This window comes from Achromobacter sp. GQ309 (assembly GCF_059759315.1).
The window spans coordinates 516,191-541,860 of sequence record NZ_JCAXDP010000002.1; the positions used below are offsets into that span (position 1 = coordinate 516,191).

The 25,670-nt window shown below is 66.3% G+C and carries 25 protein-coding genes; 15 read left to right on the forward strand and 10 right to left on the reverse strand.

What is annotated here, in order from left to right:
* Nucleotides 1-10: 10 nt before the first annotated feature.
* Nucleotides 11-1,207: a pyridoxal-phosphate-dependent aminotransferase family protein gene (locus AC6CIE_RS07670; RefSeq protein WP_175136703.1), complete on the reverse strand. Its 1,197-nt coding sequence runs from the start codon at nucleotides 1,205-1,207 to the stop codon at nucleotides 11-13.
* 200 nt (nucleotides 1,208-1,407) lie between these two features.
* On the opposite strand from AC6CIE_RS07670, the gene AC6CIE_RS07675 reads away from it, so the two are divergent.
* From AC6CIE_RS07675 to AC6CIE_RS07705, 7 genes are all read left to right on the forward strand, one after another.
* Nucleotides 1,408-2,166 carry a GntR family transcriptional regulator gene (locus AC6CIE_RS07675; RefSeq protein ID WP_175136704.1) on the forward strand — a complete coding sequence of 253 codons (759 nt, stop codon included), beginning with the start codon at nucleotides 1,408-1,410 and terminating at the stop codon, nucleotides 2,164-2,166.
* Nucleotides 2,167-2,189: 23 nt separating this feature from the next.
* A complete protein-coding gene (locus AC6CIE_RS07680; RefSeq protein ID WP_175185423.1) occupies nucleotides 2,190-3,776 on the forward strand; it encodes an ABC transporter substrate-binding protein in 1,587 nt (528 codons plus the stop codon).
* A gap of 63 nt (nucleotides 3,777-3,839) precedes the next feature.
* A complete protein-coding gene (locus AC6CIE_RS07685; protein WP_175121809.1) occupies nucleotides 3,840-4,757 on the forward strand; it encodes an ABC transporter permease in 918 nt (305 codons plus the stop codon).
* 1 nt (nucleotide 4,758) lies between these two features.
* On the forward strand, nucleotides 4,759-5,667 hold the full coding sequence (locus tag AC6CIE_RS07690; RefSeq protein ID WP_175121810.1) for an ABC transporter permease: 909 nt from the start codon (nucleotides 4,759-4,761) through the stop codon (nucleotides 5,665-5,667).
* 2 nt (nucleotides 5,668-5,669) lie between these two features.
* Entirely contained in the window at nucleotides 5,670-6,659 is a 990-nt protein-coding gene (locus tag AC6CIE_RS07695; protein ID WP_105238664.1) for an ABC transporter ATP-binding protein, read from the forward strand.
* The gene (locus AC6CIE_RS07700) at nucleotides 6,656-7,636 is read left to right on the forward strand and encodes an ABC transporter ATP-binding protein (protein ID WP_105238663.1); all 981 of its coding nucleotides are present in this window, start codon (nucleotides 6,656-6,658) and stop codon (nucleotides 7,634-7,636) included. The genes AC6CIE_RS07695 and AC6CIE_RS07700 overlap by 4 nt, the downstream gene beginning before the upstream one ends.
* Nucleotides 7,633-9,033, forward strand: a complete 1,401-nt coding sequence (locus AC6CIE_RS07705) for a M20 family metallopeptidase (protein WP_218343629.1) — start codon at nucleotides 7,633-7,635, stop codon at nucleotides 9,031-9,033. Before AC6CIE_RS07700 ends, AC6CIE_RS07705 begins: the two co-directional genes overlap by 4 nt.
* On the opposite strand, the gene AC6CIE_RS07710 is transcribed toward AC6CIE_RS07705, so the two are convergent.
* The 3 genes from AC6CIE_RS07710 to AC6CIE_RS07720 form a co-directional block, all read right to left on the reverse strand.
* Nucleotides 9,017-9,931 carry an MBL fold metallo-hydrolase gene (locus AC6CIE_RS07710; protein ID WP_175121813.1) on the reverse strand — a complete coding sequence of 305 codons (915 nt, stop codon included), beginning with the start codon at nucleotides 9,929-9,931 and terminating at the stop codon, nucleotides 9,017-9,019. The two genes, AC6CIE_RS07705 and AC6CIE_RS07710, sit on opposite strands and share 17 nt — an antisense overlap.
* Before the next feature lie 83 nt (nucleotides 9,932-10,014).
* A complete protein-coding gene (locus tag AC6CIE_RS07715) occupies nucleotides 10,015-10,971 on the reverse strand; it encodes an alpha/beta fold hydrolase (RefSeq protein ID WP_452000155.1) in 957 nt (318 codons plus the stop codon).
* A gap of 141 nt (nucleotides 10,972-11,112) precedes the next feature.
* Entirely contained in the window at nucleotides 11,113-11,862 is a 750-nt protein-coding gene (locus tag AC6CIE_RS07720) for a hypothetical protein (RefSeq protein WP_452000154.1), read from the reverse strand.
* A 117-nt stretch (nucleotides 11,863-11,979) separates the two neighbouring features.
* Here AC6CIE_RS07720 and AC6CIE_RS07725 point away from each other — a divergent pair, with 117 nt between their 5' ends.
* Nucleotides 11,980-12,684 carry a hypothetical protein gene (locus tag AC6CIE_RS07725; RefSeq protein WP_498091872.1) on the forward strand — a complete coding sequence of 235 codons (705 nt, stop codon included), beginning with the start codon at nucleotides 11,980-11,982 and terminating at the stop codon, nucleotides 12,682-12,684.
* A gap of 90 nt (nucleotides 12,685-12,774) precedes the next feature.
* On the opposite strand, the gene AC6CIE_RS07730 is transcribed toward AC6CIE_RS07725, so the two are convergent.
* Nucleotides 12,775-15,228: a mechanosensitive ion channel domain-containing protein gene (locus tag AC6CIE_RS07730; RefSeq protein WP_498091874.1), complete on the reverse strand. Its 2,454-nt coding sequence runs from the start codon at nucleotides 15,226-15,228 to the stop codon at nucleotides 12,775-12,777.
* Nucleotides 15,229-15,603: 375 nt separating this feature from the next.
* On the opposite strand from AC6CIE_RS07730, the gene AC6CIE_RS07735 reads away from it, so the two are divergent.
* Nucleotides 15,604-16,578, forward strand: coding sequence for a Bug family tripartite tricarboxylate transporter substrate binding protein (locus AC6CIE_RS07735; RefSeq protein ID WP_498091875.1), 975 nt, complete (start codon nucleotides 15,604-15,606; stop codon nucleotides 16,576-16,578).
* Between the two features lie 14 nt (nucleotides 16,579-16,592).
* Here AC6CIE_RS07735 and AC6CIE_RS07740 read toward each other — a convergent pair whose 3' ends face one another.
* Together AC6CIE_RS07740 and AC6CIE_RS07745 are read right to left on the reverse strand one after the other, a co-directional pair.
* The gene (locus tag AC6CIE_RS07740) at nucleotides 16,593-17,549 is read right to left on the reverse strand and encodes a class I SAM-dependent methyltransferase (RefSeq protein ID WP_498091877.1); all 957 of its coding nucleotides are present in this window, start codon (nucleotides 17,547-17,549) and stop codon (nucleotides 16,593-16,595) included.
* A 98-nt stretch (nucleotides 17,550-17,647) separates the two neighbouring features.
* On the reverse strand, nucleotides 17,648-18,262 hold the full coding sequence (locus tag AC6CIE_RS07745; RefSeq protein WP_498091878.1) for a TetR/AcrR family transcriptional regulator: 615 nt from the start codon (nucleotides 18,260-18,262) through the stop codon (nucleotides 17,648-17,650).
* A gap of 225 nt (nucleotides 18,263-18,487) precedes the next feature.
* On the opposite strand from AC6CIE_RS07745, the gene AC6CIE_RS07750 reads away from it, so the two are divergent.
* Nucleotides 18,488-19,081: a hypothetical protein gene (locus AC6CIE_RS07750; RefSeq protein WP_498091879.1), complete on the forward strand. Its 594-nt coding sequence runs from the start codon at nucleotides 18,488-18,490 to the stop codon at nucleotides 19,079-19,081.
* A gap of 81 nt (nucleotides 19,082-19,162) precedes the next feature.
* On the opposite strand, the gene AC6CIE_RS07755 is transcribed toward AC6CIE_RS07750, so the two are convergent.
* The 3 genes from AC6CIE_RS07755 to AC6CIE_RS07765 all read right to left on the reverse strand — a co-directional run bounded on the left by AC6CIE_RS07755 (nucleotide 19,163) and on the right by AC6CIE_RS07765 (nucleotide 22,029).
* The gene (locus AC6CIE_RS07755; protein WP_498091881.1) at nucleotides 19,163-19,480 is read right to left on the reverse strand and encodes a hypothetical protein; all 318 of its coding nucleotides are present in this window, start codon (nucleotides 19,478-19,480) and stop codon (nucleotides 19,163-19,165) included.
* Entirely contained in the window at nucleotides 19,470-19,976 is a 507-nt protein-coding gene (locus AC6CIE_RS07760) for a 2-thiouracil desulfurase family protein (protein ID WP_218343620.1), read from the reverse strand. The genes AC6CIE_RS07755 and AC6CIE_RS07760 overlap by 11 nt, the downstream gene beginning before the upstream one ends.
* A 145-nt stretch (nucleotides 19,977-20,121) precedes the next feature.
* The gene (locus tag AC6CIE_RS07765; protein WP_498092116.1) at nucleotides 20,122-22,029 is read right to left on the reverse strand and encodes an NYN domain-containing protein; all 1,908 of its coding nucleotides are present in this window, start codon (nucleotides 22,027-22,029) and stop codon (nucleotides 20,122-20,124) included.
* A gap of 120 nt (nucleotides 22,030-22,149) precedes the next feature.
* Here AC6CIE_RS07765 and AC6CIE_RS07770 point away from each other — a divergent pair, with 120 nt between their 5' ends.
* From AC6CIE_RS07770 to AC6CIE_RS07790, 5 genes are all read left to right on the forward strand, one after another.
* The gene (locus AC6CIE_RS07770; protein WP_218343617.1) at nucleotides 22,150-22,725 is read left to right on the forward strand and encodes a GNAT family N-acetyltransferase; all 576 of its coding nucleotides are present in this window, start codon (nucleotides 22,150-22,152) and stop codon (nucleotides 22,723-22,725) included.
* A gap of 180 nt (nucleotides 22,726-22,905) precedes the next feature.
* Nucleotides 22,906-23,844 carry a motility protein A gene (locus tag AC6CIE_RS07775; protein WP_367352033.1) on the forward strand — a complete coding sequence of 313 codons (939 nt, stop codon included), beginning with the start codon at nucleotides 22,906-22,908 and terminating at the stop codon, nucleotides 23,842-23,844.
* Entirely contained in the window at nucleotides 23,841-24,929 is a 1,089-nt protein-coding gene (locus tag AC6CIE_RS07780) for an OmpA/MotB family protein (protein ID WP_498091883.1), read from the forward strand. The genes AC6CIE_RS07775 and AC6CIE_RS07780 overlap by 4 nt, the downstream gene beginning before the upstream one ends.
* A 145-nt stretch (nucleotides 24,930-25,074) precedes the next feature.
* Nucleotides 25,075-25,461, forward strand: a complete 387-nt coding sequence (locus tag AC6CIE_RS07785; protein ID WP_175136724.1) for a hypothetical protein — start codon at nucleotides 25,075-25,077, stop codon at nucleotides 25,459-25,461.
* The gene (locus tag AC6CIE_RS07790; protein WP_175121827.1) at nucleotides 25,458-25,649 is read left to right on the forward strand and encodes a helix-turn-helix transcriptional regulator; all 192 of its coding nucleotides are present in this window, start codon (nucleotides 25,458-25,460) and stop codon (nucleotides 25,647-25,649) included. The genes AC6CIE_RS07785 and AC6CIE_RS07790 overlap by 4 nt, the downstream gene beginning before the upstream one ends.
* The last annotated feature ends 21 nt before the right edge of the window (nucleotides 25,650-25,670 follow it).

The window sequence follows — 25,670 nt, forward strand, 5'->3', positions numbered from 1 at the left end:
TGTTGTGTGTTCATTGCCCCGCGCTTTGTGGCGCGCGGGTCAGATATTCCATGGCCGCCTGCAACCCGCCCGAGCGGTGCGGGACGCCGGCCGCGGCCAGCCCCATCTCCACGCCCGCCAGCGTGCCGCACAGCGTCAGATCGTTGAAGTGGCCCAGATGGCCGATGCGGAAGATGCGGTCGGACAGTTTGCCCAGCCCCTGCCCCAACGACATGTCGAAGCGGTCCAGGATGACCTTGCGCAGCGCGTCGGCGCTGTGGCCGTCAGGCATCAGCACGGCGGTCAGCGCCGGACTGTGCGCGGCCGGGTCCACGCTCAGCAGCTCCAGCCCCCAGCCCGCCACCGCCAGGCGCGTGGCGCGGGCATGGCGTTCGTGACGCGCGAACACCTGCGGCAGCCCTTCAGCCGCCAACATGGCCAGCGCTTCATGCAGGCCGTACAGCAGGTTGGTCGACGGCGTGTACGGAAAATAGCCCTTCGCATTGGGCCCGAGCATCTCGCGCCAATCCCAGTACGACCGCGGCAGACGCGCGGTCTCGGCCGCCGCCAGCGCGCGCGGCCCCACCGCGTTGAACGACAGGCCCGGCGGCAGCATCAGCCCTTTCTGCGAACCGGCCACCGTCACGTCCACGCCCCATTCGTCGTGGCGGTAATCGATGGACCCGAGCGAAGAAATCGTGTCGACCATCAACAGCGCCGGATGACCGGCCTGGTCGATCGCGGCGCGCACCGCGGCGATGTCGCTGGTGACGCCGGTGGAGGTCTCGTTGTGCACCACGCACACCGCCTTGATGCGGTGCTGCGTATCTTCCGAAAGCCGCGCGCCAATCACGCCGGCATCGACCGGATGACGCCAGTCACCCTCGATGTAATCCACTTCCAGCCCCAGCCGCCCGGCAAGCTTGCGCCACAGGCTGGCGAAGTGGCCGGTCTCGACCATCAGCACGCGATCGCCCGGCGACAGCGTGTTGACTAGCGCAGCTTCCCACGCGCCGGTGCCCGACGCCGGAAAGATCACGACGGGCGACTCGGTCTGGAAGATGTGCTTCAGGCCCGACAGCACCGCCTTGCCGAGTTCACCGAACTCCGGTCCGCGGTGATCGATGGTGGGCAGGTCGATGGCGCGCAGGACCCGGTCGGGCACGTTGGTGGGACCGGGAATCTGCAGGAAATGCCGGCCGGACGGGTGGGTGTTCAGCGTGAGCATGCGTGGCCCCAATGTGGACGGTTTGTATACCAAGGCGGCTTTGCGCGGCGGTCAGGCAGCGTGGGGCGGCCTGGCGGACTTGCGGCATGCGTCACTCTATCCCATTGTTTTTACGTCGATAACCTAGGGTATACACCCATCAAAACCACCGTGAAGACAGGTTTATAGTCTGCGAAAACAAGGGGAATTTTTGTATACCAATGCGCAGCGATCCTAGCTTCTTGCCGGATCATGCCGAGGCCGTTGCCTCGTCCGATCTCACGCCCGATTCCGCCCCGACGGCCGTTCGCGCCGCCGGCGACGGGCGCACGCTGGCGGCATCGGCGGCCGGATCGCTACGCGAACGCATCATCCAGGGCGAGTTCCCGCCCGGCACCCGGCTGAACGAACGCGCCCTGTGCGATTTGCTGGGCGTGTCGCGCACCCCGCTGCGCGAGGCCTTCCGCCTGCTGGCCGCCGAAGGCCTGGTGCAGATCGAACCGAACCGCGGCGCGCAGGTGGTGGCGCTGTCGGATGCCAACATCCGCGAGGCCTTCGAAGTGATCGGCGGCCTGGAGGCCATGTCGTGCCGGTTTGCGTGCGAGCGCGCGACGGACGTCGAGATCGCCGAGATCCGCGCGCTGACCTACGAAATGATGGCCAGCCACGCGCGCCACGATCTGCCGACGTACTTTCGCGTCAACCGCGAGATCCACGAACGCATCAGCCTGGCCGCGCACAACAGTTTGCTCAAACAGCTTTACGACGCGCAGAACGCACGGATCCAGAACCTGCGCTTCGTCTCGAACGAAGACCGGCAGAAATGGGATCTGGCGATGCGCGAACACATAGAAATGGCGGAGGCCCTTGCCGCGCGCGACGCGGACCGGCTGGCAGCCATCATGCGGCAGCACCTGCAGCGCAAATGCGACGCGGCGCTCAAGAGCCGGAGCGAGACGATAGATACGCAACACATGTAGTGTCATCAAGAGGAGCCTTCACCATGGCTGATAGTCGCTTCACACCTTGCTGCTTCACCCCCGCTACCCCTGCGCTGTCCTCCCGCCGTTCCACCCCGCTCAAGGCCCTGGCCGCCGCCCTGCTCGCCTGCGCCGCGTTCGCCACCCAACCGGCGCTTGCCGGCAAGAAAGACGACACCCTGCGCATGGCCTACGACCAGGCGCCGGAAAGCGTCGACCCGTACTTCAACAACGTGCGCATCGGCGTCATCATTGCCGCCAACGTGTGGGACACCCTGCTCTACCGCGACCCCGTCACCAATGAGTACAAGGGCCAGCTTGCCAAGAGCTGGAAGCAGGTCGACGACAAGACCATGGAGTTCGAGCTGCGCGAAGGCGTCAAATTCCACAACGGTGAAGAGTTCGACGCAGACTCCGTGGTCTACACGCTGAACTACGTGGCCGATCCGAAGAACAAGGCCGTCACGCAACAGAACGTGTCTTGGATCGACAAGGTCGAGAAGATCGACAAGTACAAGGTGCGCCTGACCACCAAAGAGCCCTTCCCCGGCGCCAAGGAATACCTGTCCACCACGGCCGCCATTCACCCGGCGAAGTATTACCAGGAGGTCGGCCCCAAGGGCATGAACGCCAAGCCCGTGGGCTCGGGTCCGTACAAGGTCGTCGACTACCAGCCCGGCAAGTCCATCACGCTGGAACGCAACGCCGACTACTTCAAGGATTCGCCCAAGGCGCAGCCCAAGATCGGCAAGGTCGTCATCCGCTTCATCCCCGACCGCCAGACGCAGATGGCCGAAGTCATCTCGGGCGGCGAAGACCTGATCATGAGCGTGCCCAAGGACCAGGCTGAACAGCTGGGCGGCATGCCGAACCTGCAGATGGTCACGGGCAACACCATGCGCATCGTGTTCATGCAGATGAACATCCTGGAAGGCACGCCCGCGCCACAACTGAAGGACGAGCGCGTGCGCCGCGCGATCATCCACGCCATCGACCGCGAATCCATGCTCAAGAACATCGTGGGCGAAGGCGGCGGGCTCATCAACACCATCTGCACGCCGTCGCAGGTGGGCTGCACGCAGGAAGGCGCGCCGACCTACAAGTACGATCCGGCGCAGGCCAAGAAGCTGCTGGCCGAAGCGGGCTACCCGAATGGCTTTGACATCGACATCGTCGCGTACCGCGAACGCAACCAGACCGAAGCCATCATCAACTACCTGCAGGCCGTCGGCATCCGCGCCAAGCTGAACTTCCTGCAGTACGCCGCGATGCGCGACATGATCCGCGCGAACAAGGCGTCGCTCACGCACCAGACGTGGGGCTCGAACCTGGTGAACGACGTGTCGGCGTCCACGCCGGTGTATTTCGCCTTCGGCAGCGACGACATCACGCGCGACCCGAAGGTGCGCGACCTGCTCAAGAAGGGCGATACCACCATCGAACCCGGGCCGCGCAAGGCTGCCTACAAGGAGGCGCTGGACATCATCGCGGAAAAGGCCTACGCCGTTCCCCTGTGGACGCTGCCCGCCTACTACGTCGCCACCAAGGACGTGAACTTCAAGCCCTACTCGGACGAGCTGGTGCGCTTCTGGGACATGAGCTGGAAGTAAGGCGCGGTCCGCGCCGGGCGGGCTTCGCAATCGCCCGGCGCTGCTGAACAGAGAGGAAGTCCTATGCTTTATTTCACGCTGAGGCGCCTGGGGCTGGCGGCGCTGGTGGCGCTGACCGTGTCGATCCTGGCGTTCCTGCTGCTGCACCTGTCGGGCGACCCGGCGCTGGCGCTGGCCGGCGAAGGCGCGCGGCAGGCCGACATCGACATGATCCGCAAGACCTACGGCCTGGACCGCCCGATCATCGTCCAGTACGCCGACTGGCTCTGGCACATCCTGCAGGGCGACTTCGGGACGTCGGTGTACTTCAAGACCGAGGCCGGACCGCTGATCCTGTCCAAGCTGGCGACCACGCTGAAGCTGGGGATGGCGGCGCTGGCGTTTGCGCTGTGCATCTCGATTCCGCTGGGCGTGCTGGCCGCGCTGTACAAAGGCAGCCTGATCGACCGGGTCTGTCTGGCGATCGCGGTGCTGGGCCAGGCGCTGCCGAACTTCTTCTTTGCGCTGATCCTGATCATGCTGTTCTCGATCTCGCTGCGCATCCTGCCGGTGTCGGGCAGCGGCACGTGGCAGCACTTCGTCATGCCTGCGATCGCGCTGGGCTATTACGTCGCGCCGGCGTTCATGCGCCTGATCCGCGCCGGCATGATCGAGGTGCTGAGCGCCGACTACATCCGCACCGCGCGGGCCAAGGGGCTGCCCGCCCGCAAGGTCATCTTCAAGCACGCCCTGCGCAACGCCATCGTGCCGGTGGTCGCGCTGGCCGCCGTGCAGCTGGGCTACCTGCTGGGCGGCTCGGTGGTCATCGAGACCATCTTCGCGCTGGACGGCCTGGGGTATCTGGCCTATCAGAGCATCACCTACAAGGACTATCCGGTCATGCAGCTGATCGTGCTGCTGCTGTCGGTGCTGTATGTGCTGCTGACGCTTGCCGCCGATGTGGCCAACGCGTGGCTCGATCCGCGCATCCGGGTGTCCTGACATGAACACGCCTACGCTCACCCCCGCCACCCCCGCCGCAGCCCCGCTGGAACTGTCCGCGTCCACGCTGCGCTGGCGCCGCCTGCGGCGCAACAAGGCGCTGCTGGCCGGCGGCGGCATCCTCTTCGTCATCGTGCTGATCGCGCTGCTGGCGCCGTGGATCTCGCCTCACGATCCCTATTTCCAGGATCTGGCCTACCGCACCGCCCCGCCCGTCTGGTACGAAAAAGGCACCTGGCTGCACCCGCTGGGCACCGACCAGCTGGGACGCGACTATATGTCGCGCCTGTTCTACGGCGCACGTATCTCGCTCTTGATCGGCATCAGCGTCGCGCTCATCTCGGGCCTGATCGGCACGGCGATGGGCATGGCGGCCGGCTACTTTGGCGGCAAGGTCGACATGGCCGTGTCGTTCCTCATCACCACGCGCCTGTCCATGCCGGTGATCCTGGTGGCGCTGGCCACCGTGGCCATCGTCGGCGGCTCGCTGTGGGTGGTGATCCTGGTGCTGGGCCTGCTCAAGTGGGACCGCTACGCAGTCGTGATGCGCAGCGCCACGCAGCAGGTGCGCTCGCTGGAGTACGTGGCTGCCGCGCAGGCCGCCGGCGCCAGCACCTGGCGCATCGTCTGGGGCGAGGTCCTGCCCAATGTCGTGCCGCAGCTCATCGTGATCGCCACGCTGGAGGCCGCCAGCGCGATCCTGCTGGAAGCCTCGCTGTCCTTCCTGGGCCTGGGCGTCCAACCGCCGCTGCCGTCGTGGGGCTTGATGATCTCCGAGGCCAAGGCCTACATGTTCTTCTCGTTCTGGCTGATCGCCATTCCCGGGTCGGCGCTGGCGCTCTTGATCTTCGCGATCAACCTGGCCGGCGACGGACTGCATCAACTCCTGACGCCTGAAGAGAGGGCCTGAGCATGAACGGCACCGATATCGTCCTGGACGTCCAGGGTTTGACCGTCGACATCGCCACACCACGCGGGCCGCTGCACGCGGTGCGCGACGTGTCGTTCCAGGTCAAGCGCGGCGAAACGCTGTGCCTCGTGGGGGAATCGGGCTGCGGCAAGTCCATGACCTCGCTGGCCATCATGGGTCTCTTGCCCAAGGCCGCCCGGCGCAGCACGCGCCGGCTGGCGGTGCTGGGCGAAGATCTGTCAAAAGCCCGCGGGCGGCGCGTCAACGCGTTGCGCGGCAGCAAGATGGCAATGATCTTTCAAGAGCCCATGACGGCGCTCAACCCCGCCTACGCCATTGGCGAACAGCTCACCGAACACTACATCCACCACTGCAAGGCGAGCAGCCAGCAGGCGCGGGACCGCGCGGTGGAACTGCTGGAAAAGGTCGGCATCGCCTCGGCCGGCCAGCGGCTGGGGCAGTATCCCCATCAGTTGTCCGGCGGACTGCGGCAGCGCGTGATGATCGCGATGGCGCTCATGTGCGGCCCTGAGCTCTTGATCGCCGACGAGCCCAGCACCGCGCTGGACGTCACGATCCAGGCGCAGATCCTGCGGCTGCTGGCCGACCTGCAGGCGGAACTGGGCATCGCGATGGTGCTGATCACCCACGATCTGGGCGTCGTCGCGCGCATCGCGCGGCAGGTGGCCGTGATGTATGCGGGGCAGATCGTCGAGGAAGGCCCCGTCGCCGACATCTTTGCGACGCCGCATCACCCCTACACGCAAGGGCTGCTGGGCTGTATCCCCGTGCCTGGTCGCACGGCGCCGGGCGAAGCGCTGGGCACCATACCCGGCGTGGTGCCGTCGCTGGTCGGTGACTTGCGCGGCTGCGCCTTTGCCGACCGCTGCCGCTACGCGCAGCCGCAATGCCGGCAGGCCGTTCCCGTCCACGGCCAGGCGACTGGCCAGCAATGGCGCTGCATCCTCAGCGCCGAAGGAGTCCCGGCATGAGCGCGCTGCTGCAAGCCGATGGCGTCAGCCGCCAATTCACGGTGCGCGCCGGCATGTTCCGTCCGCGAAGCACGCTGCACGCGGTCAATGGCGTGGACCTGGCGGTTGACCGGGGCGCGGTGCTGGGCATTGTGGGCGAGTCCGGCTGCGGCAAGTCCACCCTCGCGCGCATGCTGCTGGGGCTGACGCCGCCGACCGAAGGCGCCATCCGCCTCGACGGCCAGGACATCCGGCAGATGGACCGGCGCGCCCTCGCCCGGCGCGTGCAGCCCATCTTCCAGGACCCGTATTCGTCGCTGAATCCGCGCCGCTCGATTGCGTCGATCGTGTCGCTGCCGCTGGAGGTGCATGGCATCCCGAACCCGAAGATGCACAAGGCGATCGACATGCTCGAGCGCGTGGGCCTGCCGCCGCGGCTGGCCCACAACACGCCCGGGCAGCTGTCCGGCGGCCAGCGCCAGCGCGTGGCCATTGCGCGCGCGCTGGTCATGCAGCCCGAGCTCGTCATCTGCGACGAACCCACCTCCGCGCTGGACGTGTCGGTGCAGGCGCAGATCATGAACCTGCTGATGGATCTGCGCCGCGACTTCAACCTGACGTATGTGTTCATCAGCCACAACCTGGCGGTGGTCGAACACATCGCCACCCACGTGGCCGTGATGTACCTGGGCCGCGTGGTCGAGTCGGCGCCCACCGCCCGGCTCTTTCACGACCCGCGCCATCCGTACACGCAGGCGCTGCTGGCGTCGGTGCTGACGCCCGAACCCGGGCTGGGCATCCCCGACATGGGGCTGGGCCTGTCGTTCCCCGACCCGCTGCACCCGCCGTCCGGCTGCCCGTTCCATCCGCGGTGCCAGCACGCGATGGCGCAATGCAAGACCGAACGGCCCGCATTGACCGTGCGGGAAGGCGCGCTGGTCGCCTGTCACCTCTATCCGCCCGTCCCCTCGACTTCCAATGGAGCCACCCAGCCATGACCCGCGCACACGCCATCGCCCAGGCGGAACACTGCTTTGATTCCGGCGCCTTCCGCACGCTGTTGGCGCGCCGATTGGCGCTGCCCACGGAAAGCCAGAACCCCGAACGCGCCGCCGTGCTGGCGGACTATCTGCAGGACGAGATCCGTCCGGCGTTCGAGGCCCTGGGATTCACCTGCCGCACCCTGACGCATCCGAAGGCGCTGGCGCCGTTCCTGTACGCCGAACGCATCGAGGACCCGGCCCTGCCCACGGTGCTGGGCTACGGGCACGGCGATGTGATTCGTGGTCTGGAACGGGAATGGAAGGAAGGCCTGTCGCCGTGGTCGCTGACCGAGGCCGAAGGCCGCTGGTACGGCCGCGGCATTGCCGACAACAAGGGCCAGCACACCATCAACATGGAGGCGCTGCGGCTGGTGCTGGAGACGCGCGGCAAGCTCGGCTTCAACGCCAAGTACCTGATCGAGATGGGCGAGGAAACCGGCTCGATGGGGCTGCGCGAACTCTGCACCGAGCACCGCGACCTGCTGGCCGCCGACCTGCTGATCGCCTCGGACGGCCCGCGCCTGAGCGCCAACCGTCCCACCATCTTCCTGGGCGCGCGCGGCAGTCTGAATTTCGACCTCACGATCGAGGCACGCGCCGGCGGACATCATTCGGGCAACTGGGGCGGACTGATCTCCAATCCCGGCCTGCAGCTGGCCCACGCGATCGCCAGCATCGCCTCGCCCGTTGGCCAGATCCGCATCCCGGAATGGGTGCCGAAGGAACTGCCGCCGGCCGTGCGGCGCGCGCTGGCCGACTGCCAGGTCGACGGCGGCACGGACGGCCCCGAGATCGAACCGGATTGGGGCGAGCCCGGTCTGTCGCCCGCCGAACGCGTGTTCGGCTGGTGCTCATTCGAGGTGCTGGCCTACAAGACCGGCAACCCCGACACCCCCGTCAACGCGATCCCGCCGCGCGCGTGGGCACGCTGCCAGTTGCGCTTCGTGGTGGGCGTCGACCCGGACGACCTGATTCCGGCCCTGCGCCGCCATCTGGACAGCCATGGCTTTCCGATGGTGAAGATCTCGCTGACGCGCGAATCCATGTTCCGCGCGACCCGCATCGACCCGGATGACGCCTGGGTGCGCTGGGCCGTGGACTCGCTGGAACGCACCTCTGGTCAGAAGACCGCGCTGCTGCCCAACCTGGGCGGCTCGCTGCCCAACGACATCTTCACCGACGTGTTGGGCCTGCGCACGATCTGGGTGCCGCACTCGTACCCCGGCTGCTCGCAGCACGCGCCCAACGAGCACCTGCCGCCGGAGCTGCTGCGGCAGGCGCTGGGGTTGATGACCGGGCTGTACTGGGACCTCGGCGCGGGCGGCACGCCGGAGATCAGAAGTCCCAGATGACCGGCACCCAACGGAACGCGTTGCCTTCCACGGCGACGCGTCCCACCGAGGGGAACGGCAGGTGCGCCGCCACGAGCAGACCCTTGTTTTCGGCCAGTTCGTTGAACAGCGCGAAGCGCACGCGGGCCGATTCCTCGGGGTCGTGTTCAAAGCCGTTGTGCCATTCGGGATGGTCGAAGGCCACCGGAAACACGGCATCGCCGGCGAACGTCAGGCGCTCGCCACCGGAGATCAGGTCGACGACACAGTGGCCGGGCGTGTGGCCGCCGGTATGGCGCACGATGACGCCCGGCGCCACTTCGTGGCGGTCCTCGAAGACGCGGATCTGATCGCGGTACGTTTCATAGAAGCTGGTTGCCGTCGAGCGCAGCACGGCGGGCACCGGCTTGGGCATGACCGTCTGCGAAAAATCCGGCGAGGTCCAGAACGCGACTTCAGTCGCATTGACGTGGATGCGCACATCTTTGCGCAGGCGCTCCTTCACGCCGGGGACCAGCAGGCCGCCCACGTGGTCCATGTGCATGTGGGTGATGATGACGTCCGTCACGGACTCCAGCGGAATGCCGGCCGATTGCAGGCGCTGCGGGAACTGGCCCGCGCGCGGAAAGCCCGAGAACTGGCCGCCCAGCCCCGCGTCGATGAGGATGGTCTGGTCACCGCTGCGCGCGACCATCACGTTCAGCGGCCAATCGAAGGCGTCCGGCGGCATGAACATGTGATCGAGCCAGTTGGCCAGATCGGCCGGGTCGGCATTGGTGGCCATCGTCGACGTGGGCAGCGGCAACACGCCGTCGCTGACGACCAGCGCATCGATATCGCCCACCTGCACGGCGTAGCGGGATGGCACCAGATCGATGGCCTGGTGGGTGATGGGGTCCAAAGTGTCTGCGGAAAACATGGCGGAATCTCCTTGAAGGCGGCCGGTTGGGCCGGCCGGAAACCGGCGCCCTCGCGCCGGGTTGTTGCGGGGCGGCGCGTGCGTCAGCCGCGCAGGAAAGCCAGCAGGTCAGCGTTGATGCGGTCCTGCAGGGTGGCCGTCAGGCCGTGCGGGGCGCCGGGGTAATAGATCGCCTGCGCGTTCTTCACCAGACGCACAGCCTTCTTGGCCGAGTCGTGGATCGGCACGATCTGGTCGTCTTCGCCGTGCATGAACAACGTGGGCACGTCGATCTTCTTCAGGTCTTCGGTGAAATCCGTTTCCGAGAACGCCTTGACGCACTCGTAGGCGTTCTGCTGGCCGCTCTGCATGCTCCAGAGCCAGAACTGGTCCAGCTGGCCCTGCGACACCTTCGACCCCGGGCGATTGGCGCCGTAGAACGGCACGGCCAGATCCTTGTAGAACTGCGAGCGGTCGCCCGCCACGCCGTCGCGGATGCCGTCGAATACCGATAGCGGCAGGCCTTCCGGATTGGCGGCCGACTTCAGCATCACCGGCGGCACCGCGCCGATCAGCACAGCGCGCGACACGCGCTTCGTGCCGTGCCGGCCGATATAGCGCGCCACTTCGCCGCCGCCGGTGGAGTGGCCCACCATCGCGATGCTCTTGACGTCCAGCGCCTCGATCAACTGCGCCAGATCGTCGGCGTAGGTGTCCATGTCGTTGCCGTTGGACGGCTGCGAAGAACGCCCATGGCCGCGACGGTCATGCGCAATCACGCGAAAACCATTGCGCGCCAGGAAGTGCAGTTGTCCGTCCCACGCATCCGCGTTCAGCGGCCAGCCGTGCGAGAACGTAACGACCGGGCCGGCGCCCCAGTCCTTGTAGTACAGCGTCGTGCCGTCTTTCGTGACGAAGGTGTTGCTGTTCATGGGAGTGCTCCGTTGGGGTTGGGAATTGCGCTGCGGGGCTGCTTGTGCGCCGATGGCAAAGGCGCTGCCAGCCAGGAGCGCGCTGCCGGCAAGCAGCGTGCGCCGGGCGGCGTTATACGAGTCGTTCATGGGGATCCTCAAGGTCGGAAGAGACAGTGAGGGCATCGTAGGACTGCGCCCGCGAGCGCGGTAGACACGGCGCGGGAAGCACGATGTTGTGCGATGCGCACCAATGCCGGCGGGAGGTTGCCGGCGTGCGCGAGACAGGCGCTAATCGGGCAGCGCCGAATCCCGATACGCCACGGCGATCATCGCCGTCAGCACGAAGGTCATGGCGACGCACGCCACTGCGCCCAACACGCCCTGCAGCGCCTGCACGCCCACGTAGTCATACATCAGCGGGAGCAGATCGTTGGTGGCATGCGCGGCCAGGACCAGCAACACCAGGAACCCCAGCATCAACGGCCAGCGTGGATAACGCATCGCGGCGCGCACCGCGCCAAAGCCATATTCGCCGGTGACCGCGACGCGTGGCAGGCTTATGCCGTACACGGCCAGCCCGTACAGCACCGGCACCCACACCACCACCAGCAACGCGAACAGCACGCCGTAGAACAGCGGTTCGTTGGCGCCGCCCATCAGCATGTACAGCACATACGGCAGATCGCCGGTGGCGCGCGCAAGCGCCATGACGCCAACCACCAGCCCGCCCAGCAGCACGAGATGCCGGGATTCCGGGTTGCCGCCGCGCGGCGCGGCCGCATGCGCGGTCTCGCCAAGCAGGATGACTCGATGCCAGGCGTAGGTGGTGCGCGCGAGGGCGATCAGGCAGACGAGCGCCAGCGCGAGGATCAGCCAATCCACAAGCCCGTACAGCCGGGACGTCATCAGCGCAAACGGCAACGTCAGCGTGAACACGGCCAGTGACCACGGCGCGGCGGCCAGCATGGCGCGGCCGTGCTGCCTGATGACGCCCACTGTCGCGGCGATGAAACGACCTGCTCCGGGTTTGCTGGACACGAGACTCCCTTGCTCAGAAATGATGGTGCTCGTTTATACCGCACGCCGCTTGTTCTCCCGATCCCCTGTCGCGTATCTCGGTTACCCTTGCGGACCTTTTCTTTCTACCGAGTCTTCATGAAGTCGCTTCCCCTTGCATTGGCTGCAATTACCACCGCCCTGCTGCCCACGTTGGCGCACGCCGCGTACACGCCCACCGAGATTGAACGGGCGGTGCTCGAGTACGGCATACGCGAAGAACATGATGCCTTGCTCCGGGCCGACTGGCGCCTGCTGGGCCGGATGATGGACATATCGCGTGTGGACCCCGCGGATATCTCGGACATGTACGCCAAGGGTCCGACGGACAAGGCGCCGGCCGTGATCGAAGATTCCTTCGTGTTCAAGGCGACGATCGATGCGGCAGCGGCGAAGGCCGGCGTCGTGACGTTCGCCGGCACCCGCGGGGCCACCGTCCGCGCCACGCTGCCGGCAGGCGCGAAGCCCGCCAACGACCTGATGTTGACCTGCGCCAAGCTGGCCTTTGCCGATGGCGTCGCCACGTTCTCGCAGTGCCAGAACTGGACGCCCGTCGCCGAGAAGACCGTTGCGGATTTTCGCGCCGACATCGCCGAATTCCTGCAAGGCAAGCCCGCGAAGAAGTACGTGGCCAAGTTCGTGATCGACTACTTCGTCGTCGCGGGCGACATGCCGGCCAAGGCCGGCTGCCCCGACGACCGCAAGGCCTGCGACGAGGCGATCCGCAAGACCGACATGACGCGCGCGGGCTATCAGGCCGTGACGGAGCGCCTGAACGCGGCGGGCGTGCAGACCGGGCGGTAAGCCTTTCAGGCCATTCCTGCGTGCCCTCCATTGCGGGCGCGCAGGCAGCCGCCACACAGGCGGCGCCCAGCGTCACTAGTCCCGAGGCGTTCAGCTGCGGCCGGGCTCCGTCCTGGCCGCAGCGGCGTTGGCCTGCGTTTCGGCCTGTACTTCGGCCTCCGCCTCGGCCTCGGCCCGAGCCTCCAGCTCATTGCCCAGCACCTCGGCCGAATCCTCGTTGCTGGCTTCCGGCTTCAGGCGGCGGCGCGTATGGCCCGCGGCGCGCGCGCTGTCGCCCTCGTCCGCACGCTCGGCCTGCACGTGCACATTGGCCGCAGGCGCGTAGCCGCGCTTGTCCTGACCGAAGTAGACCACCGTGTGCGGGTACGGCAGCTCGATGCCTGCGGCGTCGAAGTGCTTCTTGAGCAGGCGGTTGTAGCCGCGCTGCACCGCCCACTGCATGCCCGGCGTGGTCTTGATGAGGATGCGGATGGTCACGCCCTTGTCGTTGACCGCCGTGACGCCCGCCACCGTCATGTCTTCCAGGATCTCCGGTCCAAGCACCGAATCGGTCATCAGCTCGGCAAACGCCGCACGCAGATGCTCGATGGCGTCGTCCACGCTTTCGCGGTGGGCAATCGTGTATTCACCCAGGTGATACGAGAAATCGCGCATGTGGTTGGCCACCACGTCCACCGACGAGAACGGCACCAGATGGTAGCCGCCGTCCAGCGTGCGGATGCCGACCGAGCGGATGGTCATCTTCTCGACCGTGCCGAACACGCCGGCCACCTGCACCACGTCGTTCTCGTTCATCCCGTTCTCAAGCTGGATGAAGACGCCGGTGATGATGTCCTGCACCAGCTTCTGCGCACCAAAACCGATGGCCAGACCGACCACGCCAGCACCCGCGATCAGCGGGCCGACGTCGATGCCGATCTGCGACAGCAGCACCATCAGCGTCATCGTCACAATGACGATCAGCGCAGCGTTGCGGAACAGCGCCAGCAGCGTGCGTTCGCGCGCGCTGGGCATGCCACGCTCTTCGCTTTGGCTGAGGCGATGCTCGATGATGCTGGCGATCACCGTCCAGGCCAGCATGGCGATCATCAGGACGATCACGATGTTCAGCACCACCTTGATCGCGGCGGCGCCCGCGTCCGACGCCAGCCAGCGCGACAGGTCAAAGGCCTGCCACGCGTCCAGGATCAGCAGCACGATGATGATGCGGATGATCCAGCCAACCACCTTCAGCGCAGCCGGCACGTACGCGTTGACGCGTGCCTCCAGCAGCGGCAAGCGCCGCCGCAGGTCGTCCGACAGGCGGATCGGCTTGGCCAGCACCGCGTTCAGCAGCAGGATCAGCAGGCTGCCCACGCCGATGACCAGCAGCGTCTGCGCCGTGGCGCGCGCCATGAACGGCAGCGCATCGGTCGGGTCGACCTGGCTGACCACAAGCAGGATCGTGAAATAGAGGATGCCCAGCACGTGCCAGATGCGCGACAGCAGCCGCAGCCGGGATCCCATGAATGTGGCCGCGCCCGCGGCCCGGCGGTCCAGCCGTTCGCGGACCGCCTGCCGGTTATGCCAGATGACGCGTACGGCGTAGATGTACACCGCCAGCATGATGAGCATCGTAGTCAGCCGGCCCAGCGCCGGCGACAGCGCTGCCGCCATCACGGGTCCGACCACCAGCGTGCCGTAACCCGCAGCCGCCACGATGCGCACCAGCCACGCGTTCCAGTACTTCGCCAGTTCGTCCGACATCGGCAACAAGCGCAGATGCGGATGGCGCACGGCGAACACCGTGCGGATCAGCACCTTCACAATCTCCACCGCCACGAAGGCCTGCAGGAACAGCGAGGCCAGTCCATCCAGCGTGCCGCGCCCCGGCGTGCTCCACAGCGCCGCCGCGCCGCCTGCCATGGCGGCCAGCAAGACGACGGCGACGTCGATCGCCAGCGCACCCACGATCGCGCCCGCGCGGCGGGTCAGCACCTTCATGGAAGCCGGCTTGCCCCGGACGGGGACCGACCCGGTTTCGCAACCGTGCTCGGCCACCCAGCGGTCGATCCGCGTATAGATGCGCATGGCGATCATGCGCAGCAGGATGAAGGCGATGATGGTGGCCGCGGCAGCCAGCGCCAGCGGCAGCAACGCGCTGCGCGCCGTGCCGCTGTCCATGCGCAGATTCTGGCCCGAGGCCAGCGCGCGCATGTCGTCAACGCCCTGCCCCATGTCGGCCGCGACCCCGGTCAGGAACTGCTGAACGCCATTGGCCATGCGCTCTTGCAACGTCGGCTCGGCGGGGGTGGCGGGCGTCGGTTTCGCCGTCGCGGTCTTGGCTGGCGTAGCGCCAGCGGCGGCCGGTTTGTCACTGGCCGCCTGCGCGCGCAGCTGGTCGATCAGGGCTTGGCGCGCTTGGGGGTTGTCCAGCAGATCGGCCAGCGCGGCGGGCGTCAACGCCGAGGCCGCGGGGGCCGGCTCAGCCGCCGCCGCGGGGGTCAGCAGCGGAAAAGCTGCCATGGCCGGAGCGTGCCAGAGGATCGATAAACAACTCAACATCGCTGCCAACAGCCAGGCCGCCAGCCAGGGCCTTTCCCGTCTGCGCCGCCAGGAGACGGCGGCATGGTGGCGGGAGTGAAGGGATCGGGATGCTGTCGTTGCGGATCGAACCACTAATAAATCTCCTGTGCGATCAGGGCATGGACGCCATAGGTAAAAAGAGAAGCCGGCGACTACGGGAGACCCGGCTTGGGCAAAGGGCACATGATAAAGCCCCTGCTCTGTCCCCTTTTGCGGCGGCCTGCGCTTATCGCTGGAAGCAATAAACAAGCGGCGATTAATTCGTTGGTCCGGACGGCTTGAGTGTTTAGAGTCCAACGCCGCCATGCCCGCGCCGCATTCCGACAGGCGCGCGCCCAACCACGAGTCCGCTTCATGACCCCCCGATTCCAAGCTGCACGCCGCAACACCCTGCTCGCCCTTGCTCTGGCCGTCACCGGCATGGGCGCCGCGCAGGCCGACCAACGCGTCATCCGCATCGTCGTGCCCTACGGCACCGGCGCAGTCCAGGACACCATCGCCCGCGCGATCGGTGACGAACTGGGCCGCGCGCTGGACGCCTCCATCGTGATCGAAAACCGCGCCGGCGCCGGCGGCACCGTGGGCACCGCCCAGGTCGCCCGCGCCAAGCCCGACGGCAACACCCTGGTGCTTGCCGCCGCCAGCCACAACATCGCCGGGTATCTGTATAAGAACCTCAGCTACGACCCCTACAAGGACTTCACGGGTGTCGCCTACATCGGCAACACCGGCTACATCATCCTTGCGTCCGCCTCGCTGAACGCCAAGAACACCGCCGAATTCATCCAGGCCGTCAAAGCCAAACCCGGCGCTTTCGATTACGCGTCGGCCGGCAACGGCAGCGCCTCGCACCTGGGGATGGCGTCGTTCCTGACCGCCGCCGGCGCGCAGATGCAGCACATCCCCATGAAGTCCACCGGCGACGCCGTGACCGAACTGCTCGCCGGCCGCGTCCAGGCCGTCACCGCCGCCACCATCGGCGTGACCGCCTATCGCAACGACCCGCGCGTCACGTTCCTGGCCTACACCGGCAAGACCCGTTCACGCTTCGCGCCGGATCTTCCCACCGTTGCCGAAAGCGGCCTGCCCGGCTACGCCTTCGATTCCTGGCTCGGTTTGCTCGCCCCGGCGGGCATCGCAGCCGCGGACCGTGACCAGATCAATGCCGCGGTCAACAAGGTGCTGGCCGATCCGAAGGTGCAAGCGCGATTGGCTTCGCTGGGCGTCGAAGCTGAAGCTAAGTCTGCCGCGCAGTTTCAGGAGTTGCTGAAGGCGGATTTTGAAGCGGCAGGAAAGGTGGTGAGCGCTTCCGGGGCGCGGGTGGAGTAGACCCTGATTCTTCGTTAAGCCAAGGTGTCGATCAAGCGCTGCAAACGCTGAATCGTGTCATCTAGCTCCAACACCAAAAAATTGGCGGGCGAAATCACGCCCGCCGTTTCATAGAAATCGCCTTGCCGTGTCGTCTTATCCGCATACTCGCGTGCCACCACCAGATCCGGGGAAGTCACGCCTTTTGCGTCAAGGTGTGCAACCTGCTTCTTCAAATAGTCGATCTGGGCGGTCAAGTGTTGATGCGGATCGGCACCCGAAGCCACCGGTCCGGTTTCGGGTCGCACGGGGCACGGCTTTACCGGTTCAAGGGTGTACACGATCTGTTCCACGACATTGGTCATGGAACAGCGGGCTTCAAAACGTGCCTGTTCGTCCAGATCCCGATAGGCCGGGAAATAGAAGAACGAAATCTTGCGGGTCTTGAATTCGATGCCCAATTCGCTATTGGCCGAATAGCGCAGGCCCCAGTGGGGACAGCTGGGGGTCTGATACTGATACTTGGGCAACGCGTCCGTATCAACGTCCGATGAAAAGAACCGGAACGTATGCTCGTTAAAGCATATGTTGTTGTTGTGAAATGGATTGGCGAAATTTGCGGTCGTGGTGAAGTAGGGAACGACCAGTTTGAATTGGCCTTCGGGTTTCAAAACCCGATAGACCTCGCTCAGGACATTGAAAAACCCGTCAAGGGTCAAGTGCTCAAGAGCGTGTGAAGAAAACGCGAAGTCAATGCTGTTGTCTTCGAACGGAAGCTTTTCCTTGTTCAGATCCAGCACGATATCCGCGTCGCTCATGGCCGAGAAATCGATACCTATCGAGCCGGCCATCTTTTTGCGACCGCATCCAATATCTATGGAATTCATATATTTGCCCAGATCAAATCTGTTGGAATCGACCGCCGGAGGGTGCGAGGCATCGTTGTCGCGCCAACAACCATCCCACGGACACTGCAGGAAGCGTACCCACATTTTGTGACGCCTAAGCGATCACATGATGCATCCCACTGCAGGGGGCCGTCGTCCTCACACGCCCGGTTGGCGCCCAGGCGGATGATGCAAAGGACGTTTCAAGCTTCGGGTCGCCGACGCATCCCGTCGAGCAATAAATCCGTAATGAACTCCGCCACCGCCTGCTGCCTGGCCGCGTCGGGCAGCAGCCGAGCGAAACGTTCGATGATGGCAATGAGCGACTGACCGAACCACTCGGGCGAAATCTCCGGGCGGAATAGTCCCGCCTGCTGCTCCGACCGGACGTTCTCGGCGATCAGGATCACCAGCTCGTCTTTCAGCGCCTCGGCCGCCTCGGCCTGGAAGAAGCCGATGCGCGTGAGATTTGGATCTTCCTGCAGGATGGCAAGCAACGTCCCGATACCCTGCCGGATGCGGTTGACCAGCGCTTCGCCCTGCAGGTGGCCCGGCAGGCGGGCCTCGCTGATCGCCCGGCGCAGCCGCTGCGCGAATAGCCCCACCAGCTCGTCGTAGGCCGCTTGCTTGCTGGTGAAGTATTGATAGAACACGGGCTGGGTCACGCCGGCGCGGGCAACGATGTCGCTGACGCGGGTGTGCTGGAATCCCCGTTCGGCGAATTCGGCCGCGGCGACGGCCAGGAGTTGTAGCCGGGTGCGTTCGCCCTTGGTGAGGCGCCTGTCCTGCGATGCCGAAGTGGGTAGTGCCATGCTCATCGCGGAAAAATACTACCTATCCTCGCTTTCCGCCACTGCAACAAGCGCAAATTGCCACACTTCGGTCCAGGCGACCGTTCCCGCTTAGCGTCTTGTCACAGTACTGAAATCAGTTGAAATCCCCGTATCGCTTGAGACACCTAATCCGCGCGCCCCAGCAGTAAAGTACGTCTATCGTCCGGCGGCTGGCACAGTGCCGCCGCCGGATGGCTCAGGAGCAAGATCATGAAGCGGTTTACAGGCCGGGTGGCCATTGCGGCGTTGGCGCTGGCGGTTGCTGGCGCGCCGGCAGTGGCTGGCGGGCGTGGCGGAAATTGGGGCGGCCATGGAGGGGGTTATGGCGGCGGCTATCACCACTATCACGGCGGCGGTGGGAGCAGTTCCAGCGGCTGGTGGATCGGCGGCGCCTTTGCACTGGCGACGGTCGGGCTGCTGCTGGCGGCCAATTCGGGGCCGTCCTATGTGCAGACCGGGGTTTACTCGTCGGGGGTGGGCTACACGAGCCCGCCGCTGTACGGCGCCCCCGTGTACGGCACGACGGTCTATGAAGCCGCGCCGGTCTACACCGCCCCGGTTTACGAAGCGCCGCCCGTTGCCTATTCCACACCAGTGCCCCAGTACGCGCCCGTACAGTACGAGTCCGCGCCCCCGGTCAATGTCGCCCAGGCGAACGCCACCACCGACTGCCAGCGTTGGGCCATGAACCAGAGCGGTTACGATCCTGCCACCATCACCCAGTGGACCACCCAGATCATGGTGGATACGTATAACCGCGCGCTGGATTCCTGCATGACCAGCCGCGGATATCGCGCCAACTGAGAGGCGTGATCGCGGGTTTCGCCGGCTGACCTCACGCGCCGGCTCGCACGTGCAGCATGCCGGCGCGCCGGCCGCCGCGCTTCAGCGGCGCCAGCCGCGCCAGGCAAATATCACGCCGGCGGCCAGGAGCAGACCGGCCGGCAGCACCCAGACAAAACCTGAGTCCGTATAGACGACCTGTTCAATAGGATCGTAGTAGCGGCCCAACTCGTTGAATTCCCACCGCAGGTACTGCGCGTACCAGGCGTAGAAGCAGACGGCGGACAGGGCCAGGCTTAGCAGCGCGGCCACGCGGGCAAACATGACACTGCGATGGGTGCGAACGGCCCCCTTCCAGGCCAGGTAACCGCATCCGGCCACCCCGGCCAACACCATCCAGCCGCCAATCTCAGCGAGCATCATCCGCCTCCAGTTCGGCCAGGAATGCCGCCGCGTCGGCCCACTGATGCTCGCTGAAGACGTGCACCCCCGCGCCGCGCAGCAATTGCGCGGTCACGCCCATGCCGGGCTGACGGCGGCCCGCGAAATGGCCGTCGTAGACGTAACTGCTGCCGCAGGACGGACTGCCCTCTTTCAGGACGGCCATACGAATCCCTCGCGCTTGCGCTGCCGCCAGCGCCTCGTGCGCGCCGCGCACGAAAGGCGCCGTCACGTCGTCGCCCGTCACCGCCACGACACGGGCACGGCCCGCCAACACCGAAGCGGCGTTTTCGCCCGGGTCGATCTCCGCCGGGGGCCGCGGGATCGGCATGCCGCCCGCCACCTCGGGACAGACGGCCACGACACGGCCTTCTTCCCGCCAGCGCGCCAGGATGGCATCGCCATGGGGCACGCCGCGTCCGTCGTAACGCACGGGGTTGCCCAGGAGGCAGGAACTGATCAGAACACGATGCATGGGCAGATGAAATCGGTAGATGAGCGGCCGCGGGCGGCGCGGCCCGGCAGGTGACACCAGCCGGCCCCGCAAGCAAACGACGCACGAGGCGCCGTCTGAAGCGTTCGTCAGTGCTGCCTGACGGCGGGCCGGGCCGATCGCGACGTCAAGCCGCGTCGGTTTTCTTCGCGGTCTTGCGCGGCGCCGTCTTGCGGGCCGTTGTCTTGCGCGCCGCTGTCTTGCGCGCCGGTTCAGGGGCCGGGGCGGTCTCGGCGGCGGGCGCCGCCAGCGTTTCCGCTTGGGCCGACGGGCTCTCCGATTTGGATGGCGCCTTGGCCGTGGTCTTGCGGGCACGGCGGGCGGGTTTGGCGGCGGACTTTGCGGAAGCAGCGTCGGAAGCGGTTTCGGAGGCGGCCCGGGAAGTCACATCCGACCGGGATCCGGCAGCCGATCGCGTCGCGCCGGCGAAGGGATCTGGCGCCTCGCCCCGGCGTTCGCGTTCGGTGTTGGCCGGCGGCGCGACGAACGTCCACTCGGCCACATTCACCACCGGCGGCGGACCGGAGACCAGCGCCGACTGCGGCGGCGGGGGCACCGGACGCTTGAAGGCGGGCGGAGCCACGTCTTCGCGCTGGCGAGCCGGCGCCTGCCCCTCGGACGACGTCTGCCTTTCGGACGAAGCCAGCCCCTCGGACGAAACCTGCGCGCCGGACGAACCCTGCCGTTCCGCCTGAGCCCGCGTTTCGGGCGCCCCCTGCCCTTCAGAAGCCCCCCGCCCCTCAACCGAACCTCGCGGCTGACCGGCTCCTTCCAACGACTCCGCATGACTCGACGGCCGGGCATCATCACCCGCCCTCGCGCCCCGACCACGGCGGCCCGAGCGACCCTGACGGCCGTTATCCGACTGTCTGGCGCTGCGCGCCTGCGGCGAGCCGCCGGCAGCATCGCCGCCAGCAACCTGACCCGGCGTCTCCAACACATCCACTACGGTGCCCTCTTCCGTCTGCTGCGGCGCGTCGGGTTGTTTCCACGCATCCGCAGCCTCGGCGAATCCATCCGGCGAGGCGGTCACGGCATCTTCCCGCTCAGTGCCTTCGCCGTGCGAGCCCGCCGTCCGACCGCCCGCCGTCTTGCGTCCGCCACGCGATTTACGTGTGTTCCGGCCGCCAGCGCCCGGCGCGTCAGTGGCATCGGCCACCCCATCTGCCGCCCCGCCATGCGCCTCGCCAACCTGGGCAGAGGATGCCTCGCCCGAGCCATCACGATAGACATACGTACCCGACTTCTCTTCGCGCCCGACCTCCAGGAACCCGCGCGACTGGGCCTCTTCCAGCAGATTGCCGAACGCGCGGAAGCCATAGTAGGACTCGTTGAAATCCGGTTTGCGGCGCTTCAAGGCGTCTTTCAGGGCCGATGCCCAGATCTTGCCGCTGTCGCCGCGTTCGGCCATCAGCGCCTCGAACGTTTCGACCACCATCTCGACCGCCCGCGTCTTGCGCGCGTCCTGCTCTTCCTTGCGGCGGCGCTCCTCGTCGGGCGAGCGGCGCTGGGCGCTAACGCCGCGATTGTCGCGGCGCGCCTCGGCGGTGCGCTGGCCTTCACGGGCCAGATCGTCATAGAAAATGAATTCGTCGCAGTTGGCGATCAGCAGGTCGGACGTGGATTGTTTGACGCCCACGCCGATGACCTTCTTGTTGTTCTCGCGGAGCTTGGACACGAGCGGTGAAAAGTCGGAGTCGCCGCTGATGATGACGAAGGTGTTGACGTGGGACTTGGTATAGCAGAAGTCCAGCGCGTCCACGACCAGGCGGATGTCCGCCGAGTTCTTGCCGGACTGGCGCACGTGCGGGATTTCGATCAGCTCGAAATTGGCCTCGTGCATCGGCGCCTTGAATTCCTTGTACCGCTCCCAATCGCAATACGCCTTCTTGACGACGATGCTGCCTTTGAGGAGCAGGCGCTCGAGCACCGGCCGGATGTCGAACTTCTGGAATTTGGTGTCGCGCACACCCAGCGCCACGTTCTCGAAGTCGCAGAAAAGCGCCATGCTGACGTTTTCGTTGGGGTTGTTCATGTTCTCTCCAATGCCGCGGTCGGAAGGCCAGGCCCAGGCAATGCCCGGCCTTACACCGCCAGAATTCGCCCATGATATACATTTCCGCTTGGTCTCCCCCTTCATCCGCCCCGAGCCGCCATGACCGACACCCAGCCGCCGCCCGAACTCGTCACCGACCGACTGGTGCTGCGCCCCCTGTCCCTGGACGACGCCGACGCCATCCAGCGCACGTTTGCCCAATGGGAGGTCGTGCGCTTTCTGGCCGACAAGGTGCCTTGGCCGTATCCCGACGATGGCGCGCGCCAATTCCTGCAACACGCCGCCCTGCCCGCCATGCGCCGCGGGACGCAATGGCATTGGTCGGTGCGCACGCGGGCGCAGCCTGACCAGCTGATCGGCGTCGTCAGCCTGATGGACGACGAGCCCGGCAATAACCGCGGATTCTGGCTGGATCCGGCGCATCAAGGGCGGGGTTACATGACCGAAGCCAGCGCGGCCGTCACGGCCTACTGGTTCAACGTGCTGGGCAAACCGGTGCTGCGCGCGCCCAAGGCCATCGCCAACACCGCGTCGCGGCGGATCTCGGAAAGCAGCGGCATGCGGCTGGTGGGCACCGAGGAACGCGGCTTCGTCAGCGGCCGGCATCCCGCCGAGATCTGGGAGATCACCCGCGAGGAATGGTTGGCGCAGCAGGACGCCACGCGGCAAGCCTAGGCCGTCCCCGATTTGCGCCCGCGAATCGTCGGCGCGCCGCCCGCCTGACTGCCCGATTAAGCCGGCGCTTACCGCCTATTTCGCCCCGCTTTCCGGCCAATTGACCGGCGCTTGCGCTGGCTAGAATTCCCGACAATCCGGCATTCCGCGCGTGGGATGCCATGTTTTCGGGCAAGATCCATGAATCCGTCTACCGTCATCGGCGCCGTTGTCGGCCTGCTCACCCTGATCATCGTGGTGGCACTGTCCGCCAACGACACCAGCCTGTACTTCAACCTGCCGGGCCTGGCGATCGTGCTGGGCGGCACCTGCGCCGCGCTGTTCATTGCGTACCCGCTGCAGGAAGTGGTGCGCGTGTTCAAACTGGTGCGCACGGTGTTCCGCAACGACCAGCACGACCAGCAGCGCGACATCGAGGAACTGGTGTCGATGGCGCAGCTCTGGATGAACGCCGACGTCCACAAGGTCGAGCACGAGCTCAAGAAGGTCTCGAACCCGTTCCTGCGCACGGGCGTGCAGCTCATCATCGACAACACGCCTGAAGACCAGATCATCGAACTGCTGAAGTGGCGCGTCGCCCGCCTGCGCGCCCGTGAGCAGGCCGAGGCCCAGATGTTCCGCGTCATGGCCACCTTTGCGCCCGCCTTCGGGATGCTGGGCACGCTGGTTGGCCTGATCAACCTGATGGCCGTCCTGGGCGATGGCAGCATGCAGACCATCGGCCAGCAGCTGGCCATCGGCCTGATGACGACGTTCTACGGCATCCTGCTCGCCAACCTGATCTGCAAGCCGATCGCGCTGAAGCTGGAACGCCGTACGGCGCGTCGCGTGGAATCGATGAACATGGTGCTGCAAGGCATTTCGATGATGTGCGAGAAGCGCGGTCCGGCCATGGTGCGCGAGACCTTGAATTCCTTCGTCATGCACGTCGAAGACGAAATCTACGACGGCGGCGCCGACGCCAAGCCCAAGACCAAGACGGAAGGCCAGGTCAAGCCCGGCGCAACTGCGCCGGCCGCCGGAGCGCCGACCGCCGGAGCGCCGGCCGCCGGCTCGCCCGCCCGCGCCACCGCAGCCGCCTCCGTCTCCATCGCCCGCCCCGCTTCCGCGCGTCAATGAGCCTGATTTCCCCTTCCCTTGCGCAGCGGATCGAGCAGGCCCGCCAGGCGCAACTGCGCGCGCAGAAGGCGTCGGCGGCGAGCGCCTGGCGCCCTAGCGACAGCGACCGCCAGGACCGCTATGCGCGCTGGCACGTCGAAGACGCCGTCGAGCAGGATTCCGAGAATTGGCTGCTGAGCTATCTGGACCTCATCACGCTGCTGCTCGCGATGCTGGTCGTCATGCTGGCCGTCGCCATGTACGGCGGCGGCTCCGGTAAATCCGGCCAGCCCGTCGAGCTGGTCGGTACGCTGGGCGCCAGCGGCCTGCCCAAGTACGACGGCGAGTATTCGGAACTCGAAACCGTGCAGATCCCGGCAAGCTGGTCCGCGCAGCCCACGCCCGCGCCGGCCCTCGCCGCGGCCGCGCCCGCGCTGGCCGAAGACGAAGTTGTCGTGGCTGACGCCGCCCCGCCGCTGACCGCCCCGTCCAAGGAATCGCTGGGCCTGGCGGACCTGGGCAATTCGGTGGACGTGATCGTCAACGAGCAGTCGGTCAGCTTTCGCATCAGCAACGAACTGCTGTTCGCTTCCGGCCAAGCCACGCTCAGCACCGCCGGCCTGGACGTGATCAAGCGCCTGGCCGGCATCCTCAACAAGAACGACTACCAGGTCTCAGTTGAAGGCCACAGCGATCCCGTGCCGATCCTGACCAAGCAGTTCGCGTCGAACTGGGAGCTGTCCAGCAGCCGTGCCACCAGCGTGTTGCGTGAGCTGGTGCGCGATGGCGTGACGCCGCAGCGGCTGCGCGCGGTGGGCTACGCGGAAACGCGCCCGATCGAGTCCAACGACACGGCAGCCGGCCGCGCGGCAAACCGCCGCGTCGAGCTCATCATGGACATCACGCCGCCGCAGGCCAAGACCGCCGCCGCTCCGCAGGCGCCCGCCGCGGGCAAACCGGCCACCGCGCCGCAAGCGGCCGCCCCCGCGGGCACACCGTCCAAGCCGGCGGCAACGCCGTCCACGGCGAAGGCGGCCACACCGGACCCCAAAGCGCCTGCGAACGCCATGACGGCGCCCGCGCCCGCCACCCCGGCGCAATCCTGATCCGCGATTCCTTCCCTTGAAAAACCGGCGCAAGCCGGTTTTTTATTGCCCGCTTGCCGCATTTTCGTGATGTAAAGGACGCTTGACATGCCGCCGCACGGCCGCCAGAATGTCAAGCACGCTTTACATCAACAAGGGCATTCCCATGAATCAACTCCAGGCCAAGCGCCGCTATTTCAAGGAACTGGGCTTCTCGATGGCGCTGTATGCCGTACTTCTGGCCGGCGCGCTGTGGCTCAGCCTCGACATGCAGCCCGGCGCCCTGCGCACCGTCGTGCTGCTCACGCCCATGCTGGCGTTTCTGCTGGCGCTGCGAGCCGTCGTGCGCGCCGTGCGCCAGTCCGACGAATTCATCCGCAAGACCACGCTGGAACACCTGGCCATTGCCGCCGCCGTCACCGCCGGGGTCACGTTCACGTATGGCTTTCTGGAAATCGCCGGCTTTCCCAAACTGAGCATGTTCGTGGTCTGGCCGCTGATGGGCGGCGTCTGGGCGTTCACCACCATCGTCGACACGCTGCGCCATCGATGAAAAACTGCATCCGCGAATTGCGCGCCGAGCGCGGCTGGAGCCAGGCCGCGCTGGCCGAACGGCTGGACGTCTCGCGTCAGACCGTCAACGCCATCGAGACCGGCCGATACGATCCGAGCCTGCCGCTCGCCTTCGCCATCGCCCGCGTGTTTGAAACATCCATCGAATCGATCTTTCAGGAAGGCTAAGGCGCAATTTCCGGCATGGCG